The following is a 24,376-nucleotide window of genomic DNA, read 5'->3' as shown; positions in this document are numbered from 1 at the left end:
CGCTCCCCGGACCGGGCGGAGGCGGACAGCAGCGGGCCCGAACCGGCGGGTCACAGTTGGGAGAGCAGCCACCTGGGGCCGGTGACCAGGGCCCCCAGAGCGGTGACCCGCTCACGCAGGCCCCGGTCGGCGGTGACGACCAGGACACGCTCCCAGGTCGGGACGGCCTGTACGGCTCGCACGATGGCGTCGTCGCCGCTTCCGGGAGCTGCGATCACGGAGGCGCCCGGCCGCGGTGAGACGGCCCGGGCGACGCCTTCGACGACCATGGTGAAGCGCGGGAACCACCGCTCCAGCGCCGGAAGGTCGCCGGGTACGGCGCGCAGACCGCCGACGGCGAGGGCACTCACCTCGGCGACCAGTTTGCCGGCGGCTCCGGCGCGGTCCCTCCACCACCCGTGCTCAGCGCGGGCGCCGACGATGTTGGCGACGTCAAGGACGACCGTCAGGGAGCCGAGGGCCCGGCTGATCACGGGCCAGGTCTCGGCGAAACCGGGATGGAGGTTCCGGGCCGCGAGCTGCTCGGGGGTCAGCCAGCGCAGGTCGACGCTCTCGCTGTTGGCCGGGGCCGCGTCCAGCAGGCGGTCGGCCTCGGCGATCACGGTTGTGAACGACCAGCCGCCGTGGTCGTCGACATAGATCCCCTGGACCCGGAGACCGTCACCGGTCAGCGCCGCCTCCTCCCAGGCCTCACGGAGCGCACCGGCGACGGCGTTCTCGTGGCTGTCGAGAGCGCCACCGGGCAGACCCCAGGTGCCGCCGTGATGGCTCCATGCGGCGCGTTCCTGCGTCAGGACGTGCGGTGTCCCGCTCGTGTCATGGTGGACGGCGAGCAGACCGGACGCACCGTACACCCCCCAGTGCCGATGCCCGCGATCGCAGTAGGCCCATCCGTCGCCGTCCATGGCAGTCACGGGTCAATGATGCACCTGCGGGCGTCGACCTCCGAGACCAGGCCGGTACGGACACGTGCGGCGGCGGTCTTCCGCACCGGTCGCTTCCGGTCTTCCGCGCCGATCTCCTGCGGTCTTCCAGGTCGGTTCCCGCGGTCCTTAGCGCCGGTCTCCTGCAGTCGTTCCCCGCACCGGTTCAGCGGAGCGGGGCAGGAGCGGCGCCCGCTCAGCCGCCGCCCTTGCTGAAGTGCTGGTAGTCCCTGGTGCCCGACCAGGAGCCGCCCCACTCCCAGCCGAGCCGCTCGAACGCCCTGACCACCCGGTCGCCGGGGTTGATCACACCGGGAGCGTCCACCGGGCGCCTGGCGAACTTGCGGGCGTTCTTGTGCGCCACCGAGCCGTCCGCGGACACATAGGGGTTCTCGCGGGGGTTGATGTCGACGGCTCTGCCGTACGCGTGCTGCGACCAGTTGCTCGAACCGGTCGCCGGGCGGCAGTTGAAGGCCGAGGTGTTGTTGGCCTCGATCGAGTCGAAGTCGTCGCCCTTGTAAACGTCGACGAGGTCCATCTTGTATATCGGCCACCGCCAGCCGTACAGGCGGCCGAAGACCGTGACGATGTCGTCGGCCGCGACCTTGTTCACCACCAGCTCGCCGGTGTGCGGTCGGTGGTCGAAGCCCCAGTAGGTCATCGTGATCAGCCGCAGATCACCGACGGGGACCGGGCAGCCGGGACGCCAGGAGTATCGGAGCCGGTCGCGCGCGACCTTGGTCACCTTGGCGGAGAACTTCGGCGGGCCGGTGGGAGCCGGGGTCGCCGTGGCCGGTCCGGCCGAGGGGGTGGGCGACGCCGGTGCCGCCGACGGTGTGGACGGGACCGGCGGGGTGGACCGCGTCGGCTGTGCGGGCTGCGAGGTGGCGGTGGCACCGCACGCGGCCACCACCAGACAGCCGGCTACCGCGACGGATGTCCGGATACGCGGCACCAACGGTGATCTGCTCACTGGTCGTCACCCCCATGACCGACAGAGGACAAGCCTCCATTGTATTTGACCGGCTACCTGAGGTGATAAGAGGCGGCGATGACGGACCCGCGGCGAACAGCAGGGCCGTTCCCGGCCCGAGGAGGGAGGGTCGTCCCCGTCGGCGGCCGGAGAGAGCGATGGGCCGCCCGGCGTCGGCGGCCGGAAAAGGAGGGCGGGCCGCCCGGTCGTGTCTCGTCGTCATCGCCGACCGTCCGATGGCCTGGCGGTCTCCGCCGAGCCGTTCTCATATGGCTTTTAAGCTGATTAAAACCGTATTGGTAAGCGCGCCGACATTCTTTAGCTGAGCTTTCTCCGAAAACTCTCGCCCGTGTGTTCGAAGTCGCGCTAAAGTCTCAGGCATCGGATCGAACACGGGTTCGTACGGTGTCTTAGCAGATGGGGGGCGGGCATGGCGATGCTTGCGACGCGGCCGACGGCTCACACCCCTGTCCCGCAGATTTCCGTGCGCCATCGCGCGACACGCCGTAGCGCTTTCTATGGAAATCTACCTCGGCCGCTATACCCCGTAATAAAGTCCGAGAGCGTGGACCCCGTGCGCAATCCTTACGCCCCCGGTGCGGGGCAGCGTCCTCCGGAGCTCGCCGGACGCGACCGCGAGCTGCAGCAGTTCGAAATCGTCCTGGAGCGGGTGGCGCGTGGCCGCCCGGAGCGCAGCATGGTCGTCACCGGTCTGCGCGGCGTCGGCAAGACCGTCCTTCTCAACACCTTCAAGTCGATGGCCATGCAACGGCTGTGGGGGACCGGGAAGATCGAGGCTCGGCCCGACCAGTCGATCAGGCGTCCGGTGGCGGCCGCCCTGCATCTGGCGATCCGCGAACTGGCCCCCCGGCACCGGGCGCCCGAACGGATCGAGGAGTTCCTCGGCGTGCTCAAGGCGTTCGCGATGCGCGACCCCGGCGCGGCCAAGGGCACCTCGCACTGGTCGCCCGGGATCGACGTGCCCGCCGCCCGGGGCCGCGCCGACTCCGGCGATCTGGAGATCGACCTCACCGAGCTGTTCGTCGACGCGGCAGGGGTGGCCACCGACCTCGGCGTCGGTGTCGCCCTTTTCATCGACGAGATGCAGGACGTGCAGACCCCTGACGTCTCCGCACTCTGCGCGGCCTGCCACGAGCTCTCGCAGACCGGTGGCCCGCTGATCGTGGTCGGCGCCGGCCTGCCGCACCTGCCCAGTGTCCTGTCGGCCAGCAAGAGCTATTCCGAGCGACTCTTCCGCTACGCCAGGATCGACAGGCTCGACCGTGAGGCGGCCGACCTGGCGCTCATCGCGCCGGCCGAGGGCGAGGGCGTGGAGTTCACCCAGGACGCCCTTGACGCGCTCTACGAGGCCGCCGACGGCTATCCCTACTTCGTCCAGGCCTATGGCAAGGTCGCCTGGGACCTCGCACTGCGCAGCCCGATCACCGTCGACGACATCAAGGTCTCCGCGCCGGAGGCCGAGGAAGAGCTCGCGGTCGGCTTCTTCGGCAGTCGTTACGAACGGGCCACCCCGGCCGAGCGCGACTACATGCACGCGATGGCCTCCATCGGAGATGAGCCCGTGGCCACCGCCGACGTGGCCATGGGCCTCGGCCGTAAGCCGTCCAGCCTGTCTCCGGCCCGCGACAGCCTCATCAAGAAGGGCTTGATCTACAGCGCCGAACGCGGGTTGATCGCGTTCACGGTGCCTCACTTCGGAAAGTTTCTGCGTTCTCAGCCAATCTGAACATACGTTCGATATAGTAAGGAAGTCTCCTAGACCTCTATATGGCTCTCTAGTGGGGAAGCTAGAGAGCCATATAGAGTTGAATTCGGCTGCCCTAAGAAAATCTACGGCTCTCTATCGGCTGGCCGATACGCCGATAGATTCCGGCAGAGATCCGATCTCGATCGGCCGTCCGTCGTAGCCGACCATTGCCACCCGCACCGCTGGATGCCGTCCACTCAGGTAGATCGCAAAGACCACATCCGCCGGATCGCCCGCGTGGCTGCGTCCCGGATAGACGAAGAATCGCCAGCAGAGCTCCCGCCAGCTGTCGACGGGCTCCGTGCTGGACAGCAGCCGCTCGTGTGACCGCCAGGCCGAGCTCGACCGCAGGCGGCTGAGCGCGGTCGCCGGATCCAGCGGCCGCTGTTCGCAAGGGGCGCGATGCCGGAGCCGAGCGGCGGCCTCCTCGATCTCCGGGGAGAGCGCGATGAGCACCAGCAGCGCTCCGGCCGCGGCCAGTGCCTGTGACCACGTGATGCCGGCCACTATCGACCAGCCGGGGACCGGCGGGGCCCAGACCGTCCCCAGAGCCATGGCGGTCAGCACCATGGTGCGGCCCAGCGAGCGCAGGCCCACCGGGATGGCGCTGACCTCGCCGAAGCAGCCGCAGCCCACATCTGGGCGGCGGCGGCGTAGCTCCCACAGGACATAGGTGGACACCGCGAAGAACGCGGCAGTGCCCCACCGGAAGAAGGGGTGACCGGTCGCCGTCAGGCCGACCAGCAAGGCCAGCTCCACGGCCGCGCAGCCGAGCATGGCGGGCACCTGCCAGCGGCCGGCCATCAGCACCGCCGGTCCCAGCCTGCTCAGCGCACCCGGTTCCGAGTCGTTCATGGCCGTCCGCACCTTGGCGAGTGCGCCTGCGATCAGCAGCGCGCCCAGCACGGGTATCTGTGCGGTGGCGATCATCGTCAACATCGCTGTCACCCCAATCCGACCCTGGCATTGAAACACCCTTTGGTCAGGTCTCCGCCGAGTTCCACGAAGGCGGTCGCCGACAGCTCCACGATCCGGCCCCGCGGGGAGGTGCCGCACTCCAGACACCGGTCGCAGAACCGGCCGGCCAGGCAGCCGCACGCCACGATCGGCAGGATCGAGGTACGGCCGGCGCACACGTTGCGCACATTGAGCATCGAGCCCAACGCGAGGTAGGGCAGGCCGGCGCAGGACACGCCGGCATCCTCGCAGTCGGTGTCGGAACGCTCCAACATGGGATACGCCGCCCCCAGCTCGTCGCAGTCCAGGGCGTCCGACCAGGTGGCCGTGCCCGAGATCCGCGACTGCACGCCGTTGTAGCCGGCGGGCGGTGCGGGAACCGCCGTCCATCGGTAGGGCGGTTGCGAGGTCGCCGGCAACCGGGCGTGAGCCGTACCGCCCTCGCGGATCCCGATGGCGTCGAACAGGTAGCCGGGCTCGAACTGCGGATGCCGTACCCGCAACCGTCCCGAGGCGCGGTAGGGGATGACGACCGTGCGCCGCCCCCGGTGCGGTCCGCAGTACAGCTCCACGAGCCAGTCCTTGGGGCCGGTGTCGACAGACTGGATCACTCCGGTGATCCGCGTGATATCCGCCCAGATCCGGTCCACCACCCGGCCGGACCGGAGCGCCTTGATGATCACATGGGCGCCTATGGGCAGGTCGGTGGGGGCGAGGGCCTCACCGCGCCAGGCCGTCGCCCACGGGGCGATGACAAGGCGTTCCTCCCGGCCTTCGTAGGTCTCCACAACGATCAGATGCGGGCTGACGTCCAGGATCTCGCCGGTGACGGCCTGGAGGAGCTCGCCGTCGTCGGCAGCCGCTCCCGGCTCGTCGAGGGCCCGGCCAAGCGCGGCCGCCGCCAGAACACGGCGGCGGTCAACGCTGTGGTGCGGCATGGTCACTCCCCATGGTTCGCCGAGGTTTCCCCGCTAGCGTCACACGCCCACAGAGACCTCGCTCTTCGCTTGCGCCAACAGATCAGGCAGGTGTCCGACCACGTATCAGAATTCCCATCCCCGGTACAACGCCTTGTCATCCGTTCGTGGCGAACCCGTGGCCCATACTTCTCGGGCCCGTGATCACAAAATCGGTCCTGTTTTTGCCATTAAGGGGATGAAATATAGGTTCTGGTTCAGCCGGATTAGGGGCTGCGGCTGCGATTCTGGCCACGAGACGCACCCTGACCACGGGTTGGTGATCGCGGTGACCGGCGGAACCCACGAGGAGTTCCGCGAGTACGTCGTTGCTCGCGGACCCGCCCTGCTGCGCGCCGCCCGCCGGCTCACCGGACATCCCAACGACGCCGAAGACCTGCTCCAGTCGGCGCTGGTCAAGACCTACCTCGCCTGGGACCGTATTCAGGATCGCGCGGCCCTGGACGCCTATGTGCGCCGGGCGATGGTCAACATCAACATCTCCTGGTGGCGCCGACGCAGGTTGGAGGAGTATCCCTCGGGCGAGATCCCCGAACAGGTCTCCGTCGACGGTCACGTCTACCTGCCCGAGCAGGTGGAGCAGGCCCTCAACCGGCTTCCCACCCGCATGCGGGCCGCCGTCATGCTGCGCTACTACGAGGACATGACCGAACCGGAGATCGCCAGGGCACTGGGAATCAGCGTCGGTACGGTGAAGAGCACCGTCTCGCGGGCCATGGCCAAGCTCCGCGGCGATCTCGCCGTCCCGGAGCAGCGGCGACTGGAGTCGAGGACCAGCGCCTGACCGGTGGCCGCCGGCGGAGCGTCAGTCGGACGGTGCGAGCTCGCCCTCCGCCGTGTCGCGTACCGCCCCCGCCGTGGCGCACGGCCGTACGGCGTCGCGGATGATTCTGAGCGTGTCCAGGAAGGTGCTGAGTTGCTCGGGAGTGAGCAGGCCGGTGAACCAGGTCTCGACGTCGGCCAGATGATCGGGGAGCACGGCACCGAGCCGATCGACGCCCGCGTCGGTGATGGCCGCGTAGGAGGCCCGGCGGTCGGTGGAACACGGCTGCCTCATGACGAGCCCATCGCGCTCCAGCCGGTCCACGACCCTGGTCACCCCGCTGGTGGACAGCCCGGTCTGCGCGGCCAGATCGCTCATGCGCAGGCTCTGGCCCGGCGAGCGCGCCAGCCGGATCAGGGCCTCGAAGTCGATGTCCGAGAGCCCCCCGGCGGAGAAGGACAGATGCGTCTTCGCCAGCAGGCCGGTGTAGGCCTCGGCAAGGAGGCCCATCGCGGTCAGCCGGGAGTCGTCAAAGGGGATCACGTTCACACTGTATCCGACGATAGTTGACGAGTGGAATATTCCTCGTGTAGAAATCTGTTGTCGCAAACATCCGCACAGCAAGTACGCCATCGGGAGTAGACATGACCACTCGAACCTGGGAAAACCTTCAGCTCCCCACCGCAGGCACGTTCGCCCTCGATGCCGCTCACACCCATATCGGCTTTGTCGTCAAGCACATGATGGTGAGCAAGGTTCGCGGAAACTTCACCGACTTCGCCGGGACCGTCACGGTCGCCGAGAACCCGCTGGACTCCTCCGCCCAGCTCTCGATCAAGACCGGGAGCATCACCACCGGCATCGCCGACCGTGACGGGCACCTGCGCGGCGACGACTTCCTCTCGGTGGAGAAGTTTCCCGAGATCACCTTCAACAGCACCCGCGTAGCCGGCCACTCCGGCGACGAGTTCACCCTCCTGGGCGACCTCACCATCCGTGACGTCACCAAGCAGGTCGAGCTCACCGTCGAGTACGGCGGCGCCGGCACCAACCCGTGGGGTCAGGCCGTCTGGGGTTTCTCCATCACGACCGAGATCGACCGTGAGGAGTTCGGACTGACCTGGAACCAGGCCCTGGAGACCGGCGGCGTCCTGGTCGGCAAGAAGATCAAGATCGAGATCGAGGGCGAGGCCAACCCCGCCTGATCTCCACGATCTGTCCGGACTCCTTCCTCGTAGTGATCGTGAGACGCTCGTGGCGATCGTGAGGCGGGGAGGGGGTCCTTGCACGTCTGCCAGGCGAGACATTCCATCTTGTACTGTGAGAATCCCCAGGTTCCACACCGCTTTCACCTGGGAAGTCATGATTCTGTCCACAGGGGTGGGCAAAGTTATCCACAGACAGTGGATAACTTCCCTGTTCCCGCTCTCGGTGACGTGGCCGCCAACCGCTTTGCTGCCATGGCGAATGGCCGGTACTCTGTGCTGAGCCAGAAGGCAACCAGGAGGCTTCGCCTAGTCCGGTCTATGGCGCCGCACTGCTAATGCGGTTTGGCAGCAATGCCATCGGGAGTTCAAATCTCCCAGCCTCCGCAGGTCAGAGGCCCTCTCCCAGATTCTGGGAGAGGGCCTTTTTGATCTTCAAGGGCGTCATAGTTGCAGTCCTAGTTGCAACGGCTCACGGTTTTCCCCAGAGCGCCGAGGCCAGCCGCTCCCCAGCGTCACGCATGAGGGGTGTGGAAACGTGCGTGTACCGCTCGGTCGTGGTCACCCTCGTGTGCCGGCTCTTTGGTTCGGCTTAGGTTGGGCTCACCCAGTGCGCCACGACTTGGGTACGTCCGTCGTCGTTGCTATACCGGTCTGCCCGACGCGGTACGCGGGGAGCGTCACGGCGTTCTCGGCGGCGCAGGTGTGCATGAAGGTCTTGGATGTTGACGGTATCGCTACTACGACCCGACCAGCGAAATCTTTGCCGATCGCTGATTCCGCAAACACCCGCTGATCAGCGGCGGAGCAGACCGCGCCTGCATACCGTGACCCAGTCACTGTAAGTGAACGACTGGAGCTGACGCGTATGAGAACACCCGTGACCAGCTTGACCCGTCCGGCCGCCGTGGCGGCCATGTCGCTGGCGCTTGCTGGAAGCATCGCCTCCCCAGCTGCCGCTGCGGTCCCTTTCGTCGGCCGGGACGTGCCGACCACCGTGACGATCGCACCCGGTGCCACCGGGGCTGTGCCGTGGACCTACCAGAACACCGGCGGCCCCGGCCTGCTGCCCCCCACCGGCATCCAGGTGGTGTTCACCGCGCCGGGCAACACCTCCTTCGCCCCGCAGTCCACCGTCCCCTCCGAGTACAGCGAGGACGGCACGAGCTGGCGGAACAACAACGTCGGCCTGCGTAACTGCGTCCTCGGCACAGGCAACACCACACTGACGTGTGAGGGCTACGGCATCAACGGGGGCCGCAGCAGCTGGGCGTCCAGCGCCTACTTCCGCTTCTCCCCGCAGATCACCGCGGCCGCCTCGGCCCCGGCAGGGACCACCCTCCCAGCCGGCAAAGGCACTTTCCGCTACACCACCCCTGACAACGGCACCGAGTACACCATCAGCGACGGCACCCTGAACGTCGCTACTTCCGCCGTGCCCCGGAAGGGGATGTGTCTGGACTCCCCCGGCCGTGCCAACCTGAACAACATCCGGATCTGGCAATGCCTCGACCATGCCAACCAGAAGTTCGTCATTGACGGCGGCCTCATCAAGGTGGCCGACACCGTCGGCACCGCCCGCGAGATGTGCATCGACGCCGGCAACACCCGCAAAAACCTCGACAACGTCTACATCTGGCAGTGTCTGGCCAACCCGAATCAGATCTGGGTGGTCCGCGACGGATCCATCGTGATCAAGGACACCCTCGGCACCGCCAGCGAGATGTGCATCGACGTTGGCAACACCCGCAACAACAACGACAACGTCTTCCTCTGGCAGTGCGGTGCCACCAACACCAACCAGAAATTTGTCATCCAGCGCGGCCAGATCAAGGTCGAAGACACCCTCTAAAGCCGCCGACCGGAGCCGAGCGGTTCTCCGGCGAGGAGTGACGCGATCTGGACCAGCCTGCATGCGTCTGGGATCTTTCGTGCGGCATGATCCCGGTATGCGTGGCAAGGGTGGGCTGTTCCAGGCTGACCTCTCACGATCGCCTGATGACGGCTGATCTCCGAAGGTGGCCGAAGACGCTCGATGGGCCGGTACTTCGTTCCTCAGCACCGGCCCATCGAGCATCACAAGGTTGCAGTTCGGGTTGCAATACAGAGGGGTTCAGGGCCGTTCGATGCGGACCGCACACGCCCTCTGACGTGCATTGAACTATCCGGAACGAGCCGCGGCCGATCTTTTAATCCGCAGGTTGGGTGATCCGCCGAGTTCCAAGACACCGTCGCCGCGCCAGCGCCCTGACGCGTTGCCGTACGGCTCACCAAGCAGGTGCGGGGGCGGGCTTCCCGAACGGATCACCACGAGGAGTATGGACAGCTCACACGGGCGCCGGCAAGCCCATTTCCGGGAGCCAACGGGCCGCACGGCTCCGGACCGAGCTGGACTGCTCTGAACAGGCGACTCGGCCGCGACCTGCGCGGCGAACTGGTCCAAACGGTCCTGGACATCGTTTGGGGACCTCGTAAACAGAAGGTCCTGGCAGGGATGGCCTGATGAATAGGAGCCCGGATGGTTGCAACGCTCAGAGTTTTCTCCAGAGCGCCGAGGCCAGCCGTTCCCTGGCGTCGGCGCATAAGGGGTGTGTGCCACCGGCGATCATCGTTGACACCCGGGTCTCCGGCCACTGCAGAGATCAGCTATGTCGTATCCGAACCCCCGCTCGATCGTGAGGCCAGGCGACGCCTGGCAATCATCCGCCACGTCGAAGAGGTCTCCGGCAACGTCGCGCTGCCGTGCCGCTACTACGGGATCCACCGTCAGGGTCTTGTCGGTCGCGGACGCTACGGTCTGCCCCTGTGACGATCAGCGAATCCCCCCGCCGCCTTCTCTAACGTGACTCCAGCCAGGAAATGCCAATCATCTGATCGGCAGGAGCGCTTGCATGCTCTATGACTACTACCGGGCGGCGAACCGCGATGCCGCGACGAGCAGGCCAGAGCTCGGACGTGCCGTCGCCGAGCACCTGCCAGGCGAGCCGGTGTTCGACGCGGTGGACGCCAAAGGCATCGATCCTGGAGTCGGACTCGGGAAGCTCGTCGGCCTGATCAGAGGGGTGCCCTGGTCGGTGGATCTGACGCAGAGCGTGTCGGTCTACCCACCGCCTGAAGGCGCTCCCCAGAGCGAGGAGGAGTGGGAGTCGCTGCCTGAGGACTCGCCGTATCTGGAAGGTCCCGGCATCGAGGAGCTGCCGGCGGCCGTACGCGACACACTCGCCGATATAGATGACGCGCGGCTGCCCGAGATCGCCGGACGATGGGCGGAGATCGAGGAGTTCACGACCTACGGTTCCGTTGACAGCGAGTACCTGTTGACGGTCGCTGAGGAACTCGTAGGTCTTGCCCGTAGTGCGAAGGACAACGATCAGCTCCTCTACTGCTGGCTGTGACCGTGACCCGCGGAGATCAATCCATGCGTTGCGCTCCTGGTGTTCCGGGCCTGGAATCCATGCGTTGCGCTCCTGGTGTTCCGCGCCTGAAATCCGTTGCGAATATCGGACGGTTGTCGTCGATGAAGGCGACCCGCTGACTCATCACTGGCCGAGCTCGACCACCCGCGCAGCGGAGGTCGGCTGCGCGGGACGCGGGCCGCCCTTGGGCCAGCCCATGGAACCCGGCTTGCGGGCCTCCCGGCGGATCCGCTTCGACACTACGAACTTGCAGGTCACCTCCTTGATCGCCGCACCCATGCGGCCGCCGATGTAGACGTTCACCGCAGTGTCGTCCTTGCGGGCGAGCTGTCGGATGCCGGCCCGCCGGCCGAGGCTGACGCACACCCCGGTGAAGGCCAGGTCGATCACCGCTGGTTCGGTCCCCGCGATGTGGCTCAGCACGGTATTAGCGGCCTGCGCCCCGAGCGGCCCGGCGGCGTAGCCGCTCATCCGCAGCGGCCGGCCCGACGGGGCGGCGGCGTCGCCGGCCGCGACGATGCGGTCGTCGTCGACGCTGGTCAGCGTCTCGTCGGTGAGCAGCCGGCCGAGCGTGTCGGTGCGCAGCCCGCTCGCAGCCGCCAACTCCGGCACACCGAAACCGGCCGTCCAGATGGTCAGTGCGCTCGCATGCACCGCACCGTCGGTGAAGACGACCCTGTCCGGCCGGACCTCGGTCACCTCATTGGCCTCGATCACGGCGACACCGTGCCGGGTCAGCCACCTGGCGACGTATCGGCGACCCGGCGCGCTCAGCGAGGGCGCCAGGGTTCGGCCACACACCAGGGTGACGGTGTGTCCCTGTTCGGCCAGTTCAGCGGCCGTCTCGATGCCGGTCAACCCGCCGCCGACCACGGTGACCGGAGCATCGAGGGGCAACTCCTCCAGTCTGGCGCGCAGCCGCTGCGCGGACTCGAATTCGGCGATGTCGAACGCGAACTCGGCCGCGCCGGGCACCGATGACGGTATCGCCGCGGTGCTGCCGACCGCGTAGATGACGTAGTCGTAGTCCAGGGCGCGGCCCGACGCCAGCCGCACTGTGCGGGCGGCGGTGTCGATGCGCGTGGCGCTGTCGACGACCAGGTGGATGCCCTCGCCGAGTAGCGTGCCGTAGTCGATCGCGGCGTCGCCGGTACGGGCCACGAACTGGTGCAGCCGGATGCGTTCGACGAACTCCGGGCGGGGATTGACCAGAGTGATGTCGACGTCGGCGCGCATCCGCAGATGGTTGGCCGCGAGTGTTCCGGCGTAACCGCCGCCGATGACGACGACCTTGTGGGATGTGTGGTGTCCGGGCGTGGGCATGGTGAGGTTTCCCTTCTCGATCTCAGCGAGGATGTGAGGCTCTGCGACCTGGTGGAATCGGTCTTCCATCACGAAGTGGCCGGCCGCGGGGATGACCACGTGTTCCGACACGTGGCTCTCGACGGCGAGTCGCATACCGGCCGGGGTCGCTGAGCCTTCCTGCGTGCTGAATGTTTCTCACCGGTCCGACAACGCAACACCTCGGAATGTGAGGTGATTCGTGAGGCGATGCGCCAACCTCACAGTTCACTGCGCTGTCTTGTCGAACTGGAAGGAAGATGCGACCAAGGGGGCCGACGACATCATGACCATCCAGTCCGAGCCAGGAGGCGGCCGGCTCGATCCCGGTCTGGCCGCGATCATGGGCGAGCGGCGCCAGCTGATCAATCTCGCCTACCGGCTCCTCGGCTCCCTGGCCGACGCCGAAGATGTCGTCCAAGAGACCTACGCCCGCTGGTACGCCATGTCCCGGCAGCAGCAGGACGCCATCGAATCCCCCGGCGCCTGGTTGACCAAGGTCGCCAGCCGCATCTGCCTCAACGTGCTCTCCTCGGCACGGGCCCGGCGCGAGACCTATGTCGGCGAATGGATCCCCGAGCCGCTTCCCGAGCCTACGGAGTGGATCAGCGGGCGGTCGGACGGCGTCACCGTCGATCCGGCCGACCGGGTCACCCTCGACGAGTCGGTCAACATGGCCTTCCTCGTCGTGCTCGAATCGATGACCCCGGCCGAGCGCGTCGCGTTCATCCTGCACGACGTCTTCCGGTATTCCTTCACCGAAGTGGCCGAGATCGTCGGCCGTACCCCGGCGGCCTGCCGCCAGCTGGCCTCCTCGGCTCGCCGTCGCATCCGCGCCGCGCAGGCTCCCGCGACCCCGGCAGCCCGGCAGGCCCGGCTCATCCGGGATTTCAAGCAGGCCTGGGAAGCCAAGGACATCGACGCCCTCATCGGCCTCCTCGACCCCGACGCCACAGTGATCGCCGACAGCGGCGGCCTTGCCAGTGCCGTGCTCCACCCGATCGAAGGCGCCGAGCAGATCGCGCGCTCACTGGTCAATCTCACCGGCAGGCTGCGCGACCTGACGATCCTGGAGCGTACGGTCAACGGTCAGCCCGGCCTGATCGCTCAGCAGGACGGCGTCACCGTGACGGTGTACGCATTCGAGGTCGCGGGCGACCGGGTCAAGCACATCTGGGGAGTACGCAACCCCGGCAAGCTCCGGTCCTGGGCGGTAAGCCCGGAGCGTTGAAAGGGTTGCCGCTGCGGATGCGGTGGACCGGAGACTGGACGAAGGCATTGTGGAGTCGACCATGACCGACACACAGGTAGTGATCGCAGGCTCAACGAGCGCCCCAGACAGCGACATCGGAGACGCCCGGGATCTTCTCCATCGCTGCCCGGAAAGGGCACGATGTCAGCCTGCCGCTGGAGCATGTCCTTCCGCTCCATCACCCGGTCCTGCGGTTCTTGTTGAACTCCTCGACCAGCTTGAAGAACTGGGCTTCGGAGGTGGCGAACTTCGTGACGCCCTTCTCCGGATCGGTCGTCACGAAGTACAGCCAGGGCCCAGCGGCCGGCTTCAGGGCAGCCTCGATGGCGTCGGCGCCCGGGTTGCAGATGGGACCGGGCGGCAGGCCGAGGTGCGCATAGGTGTTGTATCGCGACCGGCTCCTGAGATCCTCGTTCGAGGCACTGACGTCGAACTTGTTCAGGCCGTACATGATCGTGCTGTCCAGTTGCAGCTTCATCTCGGGCGTGTGGTTCAGCCGGTTGTAGAGGACCCGAGCGACCTTGGGCATGTCGCGCCTGTCGGCCGACTCGGCCTGGACGATGCTGGCGATGGTCATGATCTCCAGTGGCGTACGACCGACACGCCGGGCACCGTCCACCAGGTTGCTGTCCTCGGCGGCGCGATTGAAGCGGGTCACCATCGCGGTGAGGAGTTCGTCGGGGCTCGACGTGGGCGAGACCTCATAGGTCGCGGGGAAGGCGAATCCTTCCAGCGCGCCCTTGGCGTAGGCCGGAAGGCCAAGCGCCCTGCCGTCCTTGGCGGCCCGCTTGAACTCCACCAGCGGTCTGCCGGTGGCGGTCGACAACTGCTTCAAGATCTGCGCGAGCCGCTGTCCTTCTTTCACGGTCAGGGTGACCCGCCCCTGCTTGGTCTCTGCAAGAGTCTCGCCGGAGCCCTGCGCGGTGAAGTCCTTGGGGACCACCGCCCGCGAGGACAGCCCCTGGACCACGAGCGTGGATCCGACCGCCATCACGGTTACGGCGGCCGCCGCCGCCAGGGTGAGGCTGCGCCGACGGGATCGGCCCCCATGAGCCTGAAAGAACCGGCCCGGTGGGGGTGGTCGCTCCTCACGGGCCATGTCGGAAAGGGTCTCGCGCAGCAGATCCTCGATGTTCATCCGAACTCCCTCACGGTGCTCAGTTCAGGTGCGGCCTTCTTCAGACGCTCCAACGACCGGTAAATCTGGCTCCGCACGGAGCCCACCCTGATACCGAGCAGCCGCGCGATCTCGGTCTCGGACAGGTCTTCGAAGTAGCGCAGCACGAGCATGGTCCGCTGCCGGGGCGTCAGCCGGGCAAGAGCCGCGCGCATCACCAGGCGAAGATCCACCATTTCGGCGTGCCCGTCGCCGATCTGGTCGGGCAGCCATCCGGTGGACACTTCCGCGGCGCGGGAACGGCGCCGCCACCAGCTCACCTGCTCGTGATACATGACACGGCGGACGTAACCCTCAATGGCCGCCGGGTCGCGCAGGCCGCGCCACTTCGCCGCTGTCTTCGCCAACGCCGACTGCATCAAGTCCTCAGCGGCGTGCCGGTCACCGGTCAGCAAGTACGCGGTACGGAACAGTGCCCCTGACCGATCGATGACGAACTCCCGGAAGTCCGCCTCAAATCCTGGATCCACCCGTCCTCCTCGCGATGTCACCAAGCAAGGACGCGGACAGGGCGTCGATCTATGCCGGCCTGGCCGAACTGATCTGCGTCAAGGGCTGCATGCCCTGGCCCGCATCATTGGACTTCCTTCATGGGTTGGAGACCCAGTGAAGATCATCGTCAACGATCGTGCCCTGAGCCGTGCGGTGAACTCGCCTACCTCTCCGCTCCTCTCCTTCCGCGCTACGGACCTGCTCGCCGGATGTCATGCACCCCTGCCGGTTATCAGCGAGAATTCGGGTCAAACGACGGAAGGTGCCGGATGGGCCGTCTGCGGGAAGCAGCTCAAGGATTCGCCCTCATGATGTTCTTAGTGTTGGTCGGGTTCGGCGTGGTCTTCGGGATGTCCGCGCTGTTCGATCTGCCGTGGCTGGTGGACGTGTTGGGCGGTCGCCTGCCACTGGCCATCGGCCTGCTCTTCGTGGTGGTCGTGCTGGGACTCGTGGCCTTCGTGGTGTCGTCGGTGCGGAAGATCGGAAAAAGGCAACGTCGGTCGGCTGAGTGACCGCCGCACAGGTGGGTGCCGCGGCAATCGAAGGCAGGCCGAAGACCTGGCACGGGGCGTCAACCGGACGGCATGTCCCGGCGGCGCAGGCCGTACAGGCCGAGGAGGATGAGCGCCGCCGTCAGCGCGGTCAGTACGGCGAGCGGCAGCACCGCCGGCTCCTCACCGGGAAGCTGCGGGATGTGGTTGAACACCGACAGGTCGAGCACCCACTGGCTCAGCCCGAGCTCTCCGCCGACCCAGCCGAGCAGCAGGCTCACCAGGAGGATGGCGAACGCGCCTGCCGCCAGGCGGGGCAGCAGCCCGAACAGTGCGAACGCGAGTCCGGCGAACAGCCACACCGCGGGTAGCTGGACGACCGCGGCGGCGAGGACGCGGGGCAGGTCGCGGCCGAGGTCGCCGGTGTTGAGCCCGTGTGCGAGCCCGGTGGCCGTCCCGAAGGCGGTCAGCCCGAGCGTCGGGCCGAGCAGGGCGAAGACGAGGTGGCTGCCCGCCCAGCGCAGCCGGTCGACCGGTGCGGCGAGCAGGGGTTCGGCGCGTCCACCGCTCTCCTCCGCCCTGAGGCGCAGCGCCGCCTGGATCGCGTACCCGGCGGCGATCACGGCGAACATGGTCATCATGCCCACCAGATACTGGTCGACGACCGTGCCGGGACCGCCCACCCGGGCGAGGACCTCACGGGCCGCGGGGGAGCTGTTGTTCATCAGTTCGCCGATGCTCTCGGCGATGCCGCCGAGTCCGAGACCGACCACGGCGAAGCCCGCGGTCCTGCTGATCAGCGATCCGCGATGCAGCCGCCATGCCAGGCCCAAGGGAGAGCGCAGGCCGGGCGGTGCGACGGCCGGGCCGACCCTGGCGGCGAACAGGCCGTTGCCGAGGTCCCGCCGGGCGGACAGCGCGACGGCCACCGCGGTGAGTGCGACGGTCGCGCAGACGGCGAGCGCGACGATCCACCAGTGCTCGCCCTCGAACGGCCGCAGCCGGTGCGCCCAGCCGATCGGCGACAGCCAGGAGAGCCAGCCCCACCTGCCGCCGGACAGCGCGCTGACGTCGCCGATGCCGCGCAGCAGGAAGGCGGTGCCGAGGACGACGACGGCGATGCCGCGGGCACTCCCCGCGCTGGAGCCGAGCTGGGCGGCCACCGCGCCGATCGCGGCGAAGACCCAGCCGGCGACGGCCAGTTCGAAGCCGTAGGCGAGCGAACCCGTCGCGGGCAGGCCCTGGCCGATCAGGACCAGCGCCGACAGCACGCCGAGGACGAGACAGGCCGTGCAGGTCATGACCAGGGCGGCGGCCAGGTCCGCATGACGGGACACCGCGGTCGAGCCGATCAGCTCACGGCGGCCCGCCTCCTCCTCCGTCCTGGTGTGCCTGATGACGGTGAGAAGGCTGATGAGAGCGACCATGACGGGGATGAACCCGGACCGCCAGCTGACGAGTTCGCCAAGGCTGGAGCCGTGCAGCGGGCCGTACGTCACGGTGAAGGCGGTGTTGTGGAGGCTCGTCTCCAGGTACTCCTGACGTGCCTGCGCGGTGGGATACCCACCGTTGAACGCGGCGACGAACGTCGGCGGGACCAGAGCGGGAAAGAGCACCCACAGCGGCAGCAGCCGGCGATCGCGTCGCAGCGCGAAGCGGACCAGCCGCCCGGTGCCGGTCGGTGCGTTCATCGGGTCGCCTCCGCGTGCCGTCCGGTGCCCGCGCCCGTCCTGTCGTAGTGCCGCAGGAACAGCTCCTCCAGGGTGGGCGGCCGGCTGACGAGACTGCGCACACCGATCGAGGAGAGCCTGCTCAGCACCGCGCCGAGCGCGGTGGAGTCGACGTCGAAGCGGACCCGGTCACCGTCCACGCGAACGTCGTGCACACCCGGCAGGTCCTCCAGCCCGTACGGCGGGCCGTCCAGCTCGGCCTGGACGCTGGTGCGGGTCAGGTGCCGCAGGTCGGAGAGCGTGCCGGTCTCGACCGCCCGGCCGTCGCGGATGATGGTGAGCCTGTCGCACAGCGCCTCGACCTCGGCGAGGATGTGGCTGGACAGCAGCACCGTCCGGTCGCCTCGCCGTACCTCCTCCCGGATGGTCTCGCGGAAGACCTCCTCCATCAGCGGGTCGAGGCCGGAGGTCGGTTCGTCGAGGATGAGCAGTTCCGCGTCGGAGGCGAGGGCGGCGACCAGGGCCACCTTCTGCCGGTTGCCCTTGGAGTAGGCGCGCCCCTTCTTGCGGGGGTCGAGGTCGAAGCGCTCCAGCAGGTCGGCGCGGCGGCGCCGGTCGAGCCCGCCGCGTAACCGGCCGAGCAGGTCGATCACCTCACCGCCCGACAGGTTCGGCCACAGCGTGACGTCGCCGGGCACGTAGGCCAGCCGGCGGTGCAGCGCGGTCGCGTCGGCCCACGGGTCGCCGCCGAGCAGGCGAACGACGCCCTCGTCGGCGCGCATCAGGCCCAGCAGGACGCGGATCGTGGTGCTCTTCCCCGCGCCGTTGGGCCCCAGGAAGCCGTGCACCTCTCCGGTGCGTACGGTGAGGTCGAGACCGTCCAGCGCCCTGGTGGCGCCGAACGTCTTGACCAATCCGGCCACCGAGATGGCGTCAGTCATGGTGCTGCTCCTTGCGTTGGCGGGACCGGGCTCCGCGGTCTGTCGGGGGCGGCTCGGGCTGGAGCCTGTTGAGAGCCGCTCTGGCCTCGGCGGCGTCCTCGACGCTGAGCATGGGATGTGAATAGACGTCGATGAGGGTCCTGGCGAGCAGCAGGTCTCCCTCGGGGGTGAACAGGTCGACGCCCAGGCCCCTGGACACGTGCTTGTGCAGCACCGCGATGGCCAGCGCCATCGCGGTGCCCACCGTCGCCCTGGCCTTCCGGTCGACGTCGGGGACGTCGGGACGCTTCTCGTCGGCTTCGGCGAGCCACTCCTCGCTGAGCTCGACCATCTGGTCGAAGACGGCCTCGGCCGATCCCTCCACCAGCGCGCGGGCCAGGTATCCCCGGTAGGGGCCCATCATGGCGTTGGCGGCGGCGACGGGGTTCGCCTGGTCGGGCACCTGACCCGACCGGACCTCGTCGTTGAGTTTGCGGATCATCTTGGCCAGGTGCGCGTCGCACGTCTCCCGCAGCCCCTGCTTGGAGCCGAAGTGGTGGCGCACCAACCCTGACGACACACCGGCGGTCTCGGCGATGCCCCTGATCGTGGCCCGCTCGAACCCCTGCTCGGCGAAGTGCAGCATCGCGGCGTCCCTGATGCGGGCGCGGGCGGTGAGGTCCTCGGGGTCGGGTCCGGTCGTGGTCACGCTCGTTTCCCCTTGCTTACGCATATAGCTGACTGCTTCTCAGTTCAAAATACTACACACTTGTGTAGTCGCCGTTCAATGCGGTGCCGTACCGGCTTTAACCCAGGGCGCGCGAACGGTGGCCTGGCCTTGCGGGGTGACCGTCGACGTCTTCCCCACGGAGGCGGTTGTGCTTCGCGCTTTATCGAAAGAGCCTTGTCAAAGTAGGATCGATCATTATGAGACAGGCGAGCGGTGACGCGTCCCTCCTGCGGAGGCTCAACTCCGCCGCGATCCTGCGCATCCTGCGCGGCCGCGAGGTCGCCACGCTGACCGAGCTGGCCTCCGCCGCCGGAGTCTCCAGACCCACAGCCGAGGGGGTCGTCGAGGATCTGCTGGCCGACGGCTGGGTCGAGGAGTACGCCGAGGACGAGCACGCCGACCGCCAGCGCGGCCGTCCCGCCCGGCGTTTCCGGTTCCGCGCCTCCTCCGCGCACGTGGCCGGCGTCTACATCGACAGCGCCAACCTCCAGGCCATGGCCTGCGACCTGGGCGGAGAGGTCAGGGCGGTGCGCAGGCAGCCGCTCCCCGCCGACACCCCCGCGCCCGAGAGGCTGGCCGCCATCGCCGAGCTGGTCCGGCTGGTCGCCGCCGACGCCGAGCTCACCGTCGCCGACCTGGCCGTCGTGGGTGTGGGCACGACCGGCGTGGTCGACGGCGAGGGCCGGGTCGTCAAGAGCATCATGCTGCCCGGCTGGACGGGACTGCACCTGCACGCCGAGCTGTCCGCACGCATCCCGGTCCCGGTGGTCGTCGAGAACGACATGCGCCTGGCGGTCATGGCCGAGCACTGGCGTGGGGCCGCCCGCGGCTGCGACGACGTGGTCTACCTGCTCACCGGCGACAGGATCGGCATGGGCCTGCTCATCGGCGGCCGGGCACACCGGGGTGCCCACGCCGCCGCGGGCGAGATCGGCTCCCAGCCCAACGACAACTGGTCGGCCTTCCGCTACGTGGCCGACTACGCGATGGCGGTGGAGCCCGGCGAGTTGCGCGGGAGCCGGCAGAGTGCGGAGTTCGCCATCTCCAGGGCGCGCGCGGGCGACGAGAAGGCCCGGCTGGCGGTCAGGAGGTTCGGGCGGGCCCTGGCGGCCGGCCTGATCACCGTGGTCAACCCGCTCGACCCGGAGATGGTGGTCGTCGGCGGCAGCCTCTCGGCGGCCGGTGACCTGCTCGTGGACCCGATCCAGGAACTAATGGACGAATACTGCCTGTACCCGCCGAAGGTCGTCGCATCGGGGCTCGGCGGCGAGTGCATCACCCTGGGCGCCGTACGGCTGGCGCTCGACCACGCCGAGCGGCTCCTGTTTACGATGCCGGATTGAGTATTAGGGGAACGTCCGGCCGTATTCCTGTCTGACCAGGTCAGAGCAGGCGTAAGCGCCGCCCGAGGGCGGTAACCCTTCGGTCACGGCCCGATCGCCGGACCGCATCGATTGTCCGTTTCTGTCGGATTTAATCTAGTTGCTTGGATAAATGGGCGCTAGCCTCCAGGCGAACGTGTTCCGACACGGAGAAGTACGGCGAGCTCAGCACCATGGCCTCCGACATGGTGGCCGACATCGTCACCGGCCGTAAGCCGCTCTCCGGTTGGCGGGACTTCACGGAGAAGTGGATGGACAAGGGCGGCGCCGCGATGAAGGCCGAGTACGAGGCCTCCATCGCCGGGGGCTGACGCCCGCCGCACCACCGAGAAAGGACAGAAGTGGAAGACCTGCGTATCGGCGTCATCGGCCTCGGCCTGCGGGCCAGCCTGGCGCTCTCGGCCCACCGGCCGGGCAAGGGTTCGGTGGTGGCCGCGCTGTGCGACTCCGACCCGGCGGTGCTCAAGCGCCAGTCCGAGCGGTTCGACGCCGAGATCCTGACCGAGGACCACCGCGAACTGCTCGACCGCGCCGACCTCGACGCGATCATCGTCATGACCCCCGACGACACCCACGAGCGCATCGCGATCGACTGTCTCCAGGCGGGCAAGGCCGTGTACCTGGAGAAGCCGCTGCACATCACCGTAGAGGGCTGCGACAACATCCTGCGCACCGCGAAGGAGACCGGGACCCGGCTCTACGTCGGGCACAACATGCGGCACATGGGCGTGGTCCGGACCATGCGCGACATCATCCGGAAGGGGGTCATCGGCGAGCCGAAGACCGTCTGGGCGCGCCACTTCGTGTCCTACGGCGGCGACTACTACTTCAAGGACTGGCACGCGGACCGCACCCGCACCACGGGCCTGCTGCTGCAGAAGGCCGCCCACGACCTCGACGTCATCCACTGGCTGGCGGGCGGCTACACCACGCGCGTCAACGCCCTCGGCGACCTGATGCTCTACGGCGACCTGCCGCGCCGCGAGCCCGGCACCCCGCGGCCGGAGAACTGGCTCAAGGAGTTCGAGTGGCCGCCCACCCAGCGCAGGAACCTGCACCACATCGTGGACGTCGAAGACGTCTCGGTGATGAACATGCGTCTGGACAACGGTGTCATCGCCGCCTACCAGCAGTGCCACTTCAGTCCCGACTACGTGCGCAACTACACCGTCATCGGGACCGAGGGGCGGCTGGAGAACTTCGGTGACGGCCCCGGTGACACGGTCAAGGTCTGGAACACCGGGCCGACCGGCTACCGCGGTGACTGCGACATCGCCTACAAGGTGCCCGCGGCGGCCGGCCCGCACGGCGGCGCCGACATCGGGATCATCGGGGAGTTCATCCGCTTCGTGCGCGAGGGCGGGGGCACCGACACCTCTCCGGTGGCGGCCCGGATGAGCGTCGCCGCCGGGTACATGGCGACGATGTCGCTGCGTGACGGCGGCATGCCGTACGACGTGCCACCGCTGGACCCCGAACTGGTCGCCTACTTCGACGGCGGCCAGTGATCCGTCGGCGCCTTCGTCACCCGGCCTCCCCGGCTTTCCCCGGCCGGGCCAGGCGGCGGGCCGCCGCCGGTGACCGATGGCCTGGGTCCGGTCAGCCGGTGGCCCGGGTCCGGTCAGCCGGTGGTCCTGGCGGCGAAGGACTCGATGACGGCGGCGACCTCGGCGGGTGCGGCCGCGTGCGCGCTGTGTCCCTGACCGTGCAGCACCACCCGCTCGGCGCGGGGCAGCACGCGTGCCAGCGCGTCGAGGCGTTCGCCCAGGTGGGCCGGGCTGCGGTCGCCGCCGAGCAGCAGCACCGGTGTCTCGACTCCGGCATAGGCGTCGAGCCGGACGCCGAGCCGGTCCAGCGCCTCGTTGTCGTCGATCTGGTGGGGGACGAGCGGGCGCAACCGCGGACTGAGGGCGGTGAACACGCCGGCCAGGAAGGCCATCCAGGCCGGGAGCCCTACGGTGTCCCGGATGAAGATCCGGAGCGCCCTGCCGGGACGTCCGGCCGCGATGGCCTGCCGGGCACGGACGTTGACCTCGCCGCCGGGACCGCCGAGCGGAGGGCCGATCACGACCGGTGGCTCGTACAGGACGGCACCGGTGAACATCCCGGGGGCGGCGAGCAGGGACTCCAGAGCGACCACCGCGCCGGAGGAGTGGCCGACGAGCAGGATCGGGGAACCGATCTCCCGGGCGGCGGCGACCACGTGCTCGACCTCCTGCGGGATCGTCGCGGGGCCGGGCAGGTCCTGCCGGTACTGCCGGCGGTGCAGGCGCACGACCCGGTGACGCGGCGTCAGCTGGGCCGCCACCTTGTCCCAGGATCGGCCGTCGTCCAGTCCGGGATGGAGGATCAGCAGGACCGGTCCCCGACCCTCGTCGGTGGCGCGGACCTCGGTGCCGTCGGGCGCCGTGGTGATGAGCATGTCGACCTCCTTAGCAATGCTAAGGGTAACTTAGCGCTGCTAAGGTGACAATGATGAACGACCGCGGACGGGCCAGGCTGACTCGGCAGACGATGACCGACGCCGCGCTGCGGCTGCTGGACGAGGTCGGTCTGGACGGACTGACGGTCCGCCGGCTCGCCGCCGAGCTCGGCGTCCAGTCACCGGCGCTGTACTGGCATATCCGCACCAAGCAGGACCTGCTGGACGGCATGGCTGACGCGATCGTGCAGGCCGCGGGGATGGGGCCGCCGAAGCCGGGTGAGCACTGGCAGGAGTGGCTGGCCCGGCGGGCCCGCGCCTACCGGGCCTCGCTGCTCGCCCATCGCGACGGTGCCCGCGTCGTGGCCGGCGCGACGGCGCTGAGCCCGGAGACGGTGCGGATGTTCGAGGCGGAGCTGGCCGCGATGACCGGCTGCGGGTTCACCCCTGTGCTCGCGGTACGCACGATCAGCACCCTCACCCACTACATCACCGGGTTCGTCCTGCAGGAACAGGCCGCCCGCCCCACCGGGCGGCCTGTCGAGGAACCGGCGCCGACACTGATGGCGGCCCTGCGCGCGGGCGGCAGTCCGCTCGGCGCGGATGCCTTCGAGCACGGCCTGCGCGCGATCATCAACGGTACGGCCGCCGCACTGGCCTGAAAGCGGGAAGCGCTCGTCCGTACCCTCGACGCCGGCGAGCTCTCCCGTGCCCTCGGCGCGGCGACCCGGGCACTCCTGCGGGAGCTGCGGGAGACCGATCCCGGGATCGTGGAAACCTTGGAGAAGCCGCTGCTCGACCTGGCGGCCGTCTCGTAGCGGTCCGCACGGGTCGAGCGGCGCTGTCCCCGAATGCCGCCCGCGGAGCCGGACGGCGGACCGCACCGTTCAGTGCGGGGACCCGGGACCGTGGGCCCTGCTCACCGGCCGACGTCCGTACCGTGCCGGACGAGGAGCAGGAGCCGCTCGGTCTGGTCGCTGTCCACGCCGGTCAGAGCGGTGCCGTTGGCCAGTGCGAGGAGGTCGGACGCGCTGACTTCGGCGCGGACGGCACCGGCCTGTTGCGCCCGGGCGAGCAGCGCGGACGCGGTCGAGTGCATCGCCTCGTGCCAGCGGCGGAACAGCGCCGAGCGCTGACCGTCGTGATCGTCGGCAAGCACCAGTGCCAGCTCCCGCTTGGTGGCGACGTGCGCGACGAACATCCGCAACCAGTCGAAGAGCGCGTCACCGGCCGGCACCCCCCCGAGCAGCCCCTCGCCCCGGGCACAGAGCTCCGTCACCTCGTCGGCGTAGACGGCGATGATCAGCTCACGGCGGGTCGGGAAGTGGCGGTACATGGTGGCGTTGCCGACCCCGGCCCGGCGGGCGACGTCGTCGAGGGGCGCGTCGACACCCTGCTCGTCGAAGATCTCCTTGGCGGCGGCCAGCAGCAGTTCGTAGTTGCGTTGCGCGTCCGCTCGACGGGGACGCCCTGACTGTGCGCGTGGTACGGGGTCGGCGCCGGAGGTTGTCATGGTG

General features: G+C 68.5%; 25 protein-coding genes and 1 tRNA gene. 13 read left to right on the top strand and 13 right to left on the bottom strand.

Features of this window, described 5'->3' with window-relative positions; all coding sequences use genetic code 11:
• Window positions 1-50: 50 nt before the first annotated feature.
• The gene (locus OHA77_RS20165; RefSeq protein ID WP_406319847.1) at window positions 51-905 is read right to left on the bottom strand and encodes an NUDIX hydrolase; all 855 of its coding nucleotides are present in this window, start codon (window positions 903-905) and stop codon (window positions 51-53) included.
• Window positions 906-1,119: 214 nt separating this feature from the next.
• Window positions 1,120-1,896: a M15 family metallopeptidase gene (locus OHA77_RS20160; RefSeq protein WP_406319642.1), complete on the bottom strand. Its 777-nt coding sequence runs from the start codon at window positions 1,894-1,896 to the stop codon at window positions 1,120-1,122.
• Between the two features lie 565 nt (window positions 1,897-2,461).
• Between OHA77_RS20160 and OHA77_RS20155 the strand changes: the two genes are divergently transcribed.
• Entirely contained in the window at window positions 2,462-3,643 is a 1,182-nt protein-coding gene (locus OHA77_RS20155; RefSeq protein WP_406319640.1) for an AAA family ATPase, read from the top strand.
• Window positions 3,644-3,757: 114 nt separating this feature from the next.
• On the opposite strand, the gene OHA77_RS20150 is transcribed toward OHA77_RS20155, so the two are convergent.
• Together OHA77_RS20150 and OHA77_RS20145 are read right to left on the bottom strand one after the other, a co-directional pair.
• A complete protein-coding gene (locus OHA77_RS20150) occupies window positions 3,758-4,603 on the bottom strand; it encodes a MauE/DoxX family redox-associated membrane protein (protein ID WP_406319638.1) in 846 nt (281 codons plus the stop codon).
• Window positions 4,604-4,608: 5 nt separating this feature from the next.
• Window positions 4,609-5,559, bottom strand: a complete 951-nt coding sequence (locus OHA77_RS20145) for a hypothetical protein (RefSeq protein WP_326826750.1) — start codon at window positions 5,557-5,559, stop codon at window positions 4,609-4,611.
• 298 nt (window positions 5,560-5,857) lie between these two features.
• Here OHA77_RS20145 and OHA77_RS20140 point away from each other — a divergent pair, with 298 nt between their 5' ends.
• Entirely contained in the window at window positions 5,858-6,382 is a 525-nt protein-coding gene (locus tag OHA77_RS20140) for a SigE family RNA polymerase sigma factor (protein ID WP_406319637.1), read from the top strand.
• A gap of 21 nt (window positions 6,383-6,403) precedes the next feature.
• Here the strand turns inward: OHA77_RS20140 and OHA77_RS20135 are convergent, their stop codons facing one another.
• On the bottom strand, window positions 6,404-6,904 hold the full coding sequence (locus OHA77_RS20135; RefSeq protein WP_326826752.1) for a MarR family transcriptional regulator: 501 nt from the start codon (window positions 6,902-6,904) through the stop codon (window positions 6,404-6,406).
• A gap of 101 nt (window positions 6,905-7,005) precedes the next feature.
• Here OHA77_RS20135 and OHA77_RS20130 point away from each other — a divergent pair, with 101 nt between their 5' ends.
• The 4 genes from OHA77_RS20130 (at window position 7,006) to OHA77_RS20115 (ending at window position 10,961) form a co-directional block, all read left to right on the top strand.
• Window positions 7,006-7,566 carry a YceI family protein gene (locus tag OHA77_RS20130; RefSeq protein WP_406319635.1) on the top strand — a complete coding sequence of 187 codons (561 nt, stop codon included), beginning with the start codon at window positions 7,006-7,008 and terminating at the stop codon, window positions 7,564-7,566.
• A gap of 298 nt (window positions 7,567-7,864) precedes the next feature.
• Window positions 7,865-7,953 (top strand) — tRNA-Ser (locus OHA77_RS20125).
• Window positions 7,954-8,446: 493 nt separating this feature from the next.
• Window positions 8,447-9,418, top strand: a complete 972-nt coding sequence (locus OHA77_RS20120; RefSeq protein ID WP_406319633.1) for an RICIN domain-containing protein — start codon at window positions 8,447-8,449, stop codon at window positions 9,416-9,418.
• A 1,039-nt stretch (window positions 9,419-10,457) separates the two neighbouring features.
• Window positions 10,458-10,961 (top strand): hypothetical protein, encoded by a 504-nt coding sequence (locus OHA77_RS20115; protein WP_406319631.1) that lies wholly within the window; start codon window positions 10,458-10,460, stop codon window positions 10,959-10,961.
• Window positions 10,962-11,105: 144 nt separating this feature from the next.
• On the opposite strand, the gene OHA77_RS20110 is transcribed toward OHA77_RS20115, so the two are convergent.
• Window positions 11,106-12,440: an NAD(P)/FAD-dependent oxidoreductase gene (locus tag OHA77_RS20110; RefSeq protein ID WP_406319630.1), complete on the bottom strand. Its 1,335-nt coding sequence runs from the start codon at window positions 12,438-12,440 to the stop codon at window positions 11,106-11,108.
• A gap of 124 nt (window positions 12,441-12,564) precedes the next feature.
• On the opposite strand from OHA77_RS20110, the gene sigJ reads away from it, so the two are divergent.
• Window positions 12,565-13,554 carry an RNA polymerase sigma factor SigJ gene (sigJ, locus tag OHA77_RS20105; RefSeq protein WP_406319629.1) on the top strand — a complete coding sequence of 330 codons (990 nt, stop codon included), beginning with the start codon at window positions 12,565-12,567 and terminating at the stop codon, window positions 13,552-13,554.
• Between the two features lie 199 nt (window positions 13,555-13,753).
• On the opposite strand, the gene mltG is transcribed toward sigJ, so the two are convergent.
• Both mltG and OHA77_RS20095 read right to left on the bottom strand, forming a co-directional pair.
• Window positions 13,754-14,713, bottom strand: a complete 960-nt coding sequence (gene mltG, locus OHA77_RS20100) for an endolytic transglycosylase MltG (RefSeq protein ID WP_406319627.1) — start codon at window positions 14,711-14,713, stop codon at window positions 13,754-13,756.
• Window positions 14,710-15,222, bottom strand: coding sequence for a SigE family RNA polymerase sigma factor (locus OHA77_RS20095; protein WP_406319626.1), 513 nt, complete (start codon window positions 15,220-15,222; stop codon window positions 14,710-14,712). Before OHA77_RS20095 ends, mltG begins: the two co-directional genes overlap by 4 nt.
• 14 nt (window positions 15,223-15,236) lie before the next feature.
• Here OHA77_RS20095 and OHA77_RS20090 point away from each other — a divergent pair, with 14 nt between their 5' ends.
• Together OHA77_RS20090 and OHA77_RS20085 are read left to right on the top strand one after the other, a co-directional pair.
• Window positions 15,237-15,362, top strand: coding sequence for a hypothetical protein (locus OHA77_RS20090; protein WP_406319625.1), 126 nt, complete (start codon window positions 15,237-15,239; stop codon window positions 15,360-15,362).
• 190 nt (window positions 15,363-15,552) lie between these two features.
• Window positions 15,553-15,756 carry a hypothetical protein gene (locus OHA77_RS20085; protein ID WP_406319624.1) on the top strand — a complete coding sequence of 68 codons (204 nt, stop codon included), beginning with the start codon at window positions 15,553-15,555 and terminating at the stop codon, window positions 15,754-15,756.
• 59 nt (window positions 15,757-15,815) lie between these two features.
• On the opposite strand, the gene OHA77_RS20080 is transcribed toward OHA77_RS20085, so the two are convergent.
• From OHA77_RS20080 to OHA77_RS20070, 3 genes are read right to left on the bottom strand one after another with little or no spacing between them, the layout of a single operon-like run.
• Window positions 15,816-17,426 carry an ABC transporter permease gene (locus OHA77_RS20080; protein ID WP_406319622.1) on the bottom strand — a complete coding sequence of 537 codons (1,611 nt, stop codon included), beginning with the start codon at window positions 17,424-17,426 and terminating at the stop codon, window positions 15,816-15,818.
• Window positions 17,423-18,346 (bottom strand): ATP-binding cassette domain-containing protein, encoded by a 924-nt coding sequence (locus OHA77_RS20075; RefSeq protein WP_406319620.1) that lies wholly within the window; start codon window positions 18,344-18,346, stop codon window positions 17,423-17,425. The genes OHA77_RS20080 and OHA77_RS20075 overlap by 4 nt, the downstream gene beginning before the upstream one ends.
• Window positions 18,339-19,034: a TetR/AcrR family transcriptional regulator gene (locus OHA77_RS20070; protein WP_406319619.1), complete on the bottom strand. Its 696-nt coding sequence runs from the start codon at window positions 19,032-19,034 to the stop codon at window positions 18,339-18,341. Before OHA77_RS20070 ends, OHA77_RS20075 begins: the two co-directional genes overlap by 8 nt.
• A gap of 218 nt (window positions 19,035-19,252) precedes the next feature.
• On the opposite strand from OHA77_RS20070, the gene OHA77_RS20065 reads away from it, so the two are divergent.
• From OHA77_RS20065 to OHA77_RS20055, 3 genes are all read left to right on the top strand, one after another.
• The gene (locus OHA77_RS20065) at window positions 19,253-20,398 is read left to right on the top strand and encodes an ROK family protein (protein ID WP_406319617.1); all 1,146 of its coding nucleotides are present in this window, start codon (window positions 19,253-19,255) and stop codon (window positions 20,396-20,398) included.
• 143 nt (window positions 20,399-20,541) lie between these two features.
• The gene (locus tag OHA77_RS20060) at window positions 20,542-20,748 is read left to right on the top strand and encodes a hypothetical protein (RefSeq protein ID WP_406319616.1); all 207 of its coding nucleotides are present in this window, start codon (window positions 20,542-20,544) and stop codon (window positions 20,746-20,748) included.
• 30 nt (window positions 20,749-20,778) lie between these two features.
• Window positions 20,779-21,945, top strand: coding sequence for a Gfo/Idh/MocA family protein (locus OHA77_RS20055; protein WP_406319615.1), 1,167 nt, complete (start codon window positions 20,779-20,781; stop codon window positions 21,943-21,945).
• Window positions 21,946-22,058: 113 nt separating this feature from the next.
• Here OHA77_RS20055 and OHA77_RS20050 read toward each other — a convergent pair whose 3' ends face one another.
• The gene (locus tag OHA77_RS20050) at window positions 22,059-22,859 is read right to left on the bottom strand and encodes an alpha/beta fold hydrolase (protein ID WP_406319614.1); all 801 of its coding nucleotides are present in this window, start codon (window positions 22,857-22,859) and stop codon (window positions 22,059-22,061) included.
• 53 nt (window positions 22,860-22,912) lie between these two features.
• Here OHA77_RS20050 and OHA77_RS20045 point away from each other — a divergent pair, with 53 nt between their 5' ends.
• Entirely contained in the window at window positions 22,913-23,521 is a 609-nt protein-coding gene (locus OHA77_RS20045) for a TetR/AcrR family transcriptional regulator C-terminal domain-containing protein (RefSeq protein WP_326826782.1), read from the top strand.
• A gap of 257 nt (window positions 23,522-23,778) precedes the next feature.
• Here the strand turns inward: OHA77_RS20045 and OHA77_RS20040 are convergent, their stop codons facing one another.
• On the bottom strand, window positions 23,779-24,372 hold the full coding sequence (locus tag OHA77_RS20040; protein WP_406319612.1) for a TetR/AcrR family transcriptional regulator: 594 nt from the start codon (window positions 24,370-24,372) through the stop codon (window positions 23,779-23,781).
• Window positions 24,373-24,376 lie beyond the last annotated feature (4 nt).

Source organism: Streptosporangium sp. NBC_01639 (assembly GCF_045209755.1).
GTDB lineage: Bacteria > Actinomycetota > Actinomycetes > Streptosporangiales > Streptosporangiaceae > Streptosporangium.
The sequence above is the reverse complement of the archived record's forward strand: the minus strand, read 5'-3'. Positions and strand labels throughout refer to the sequence as shown.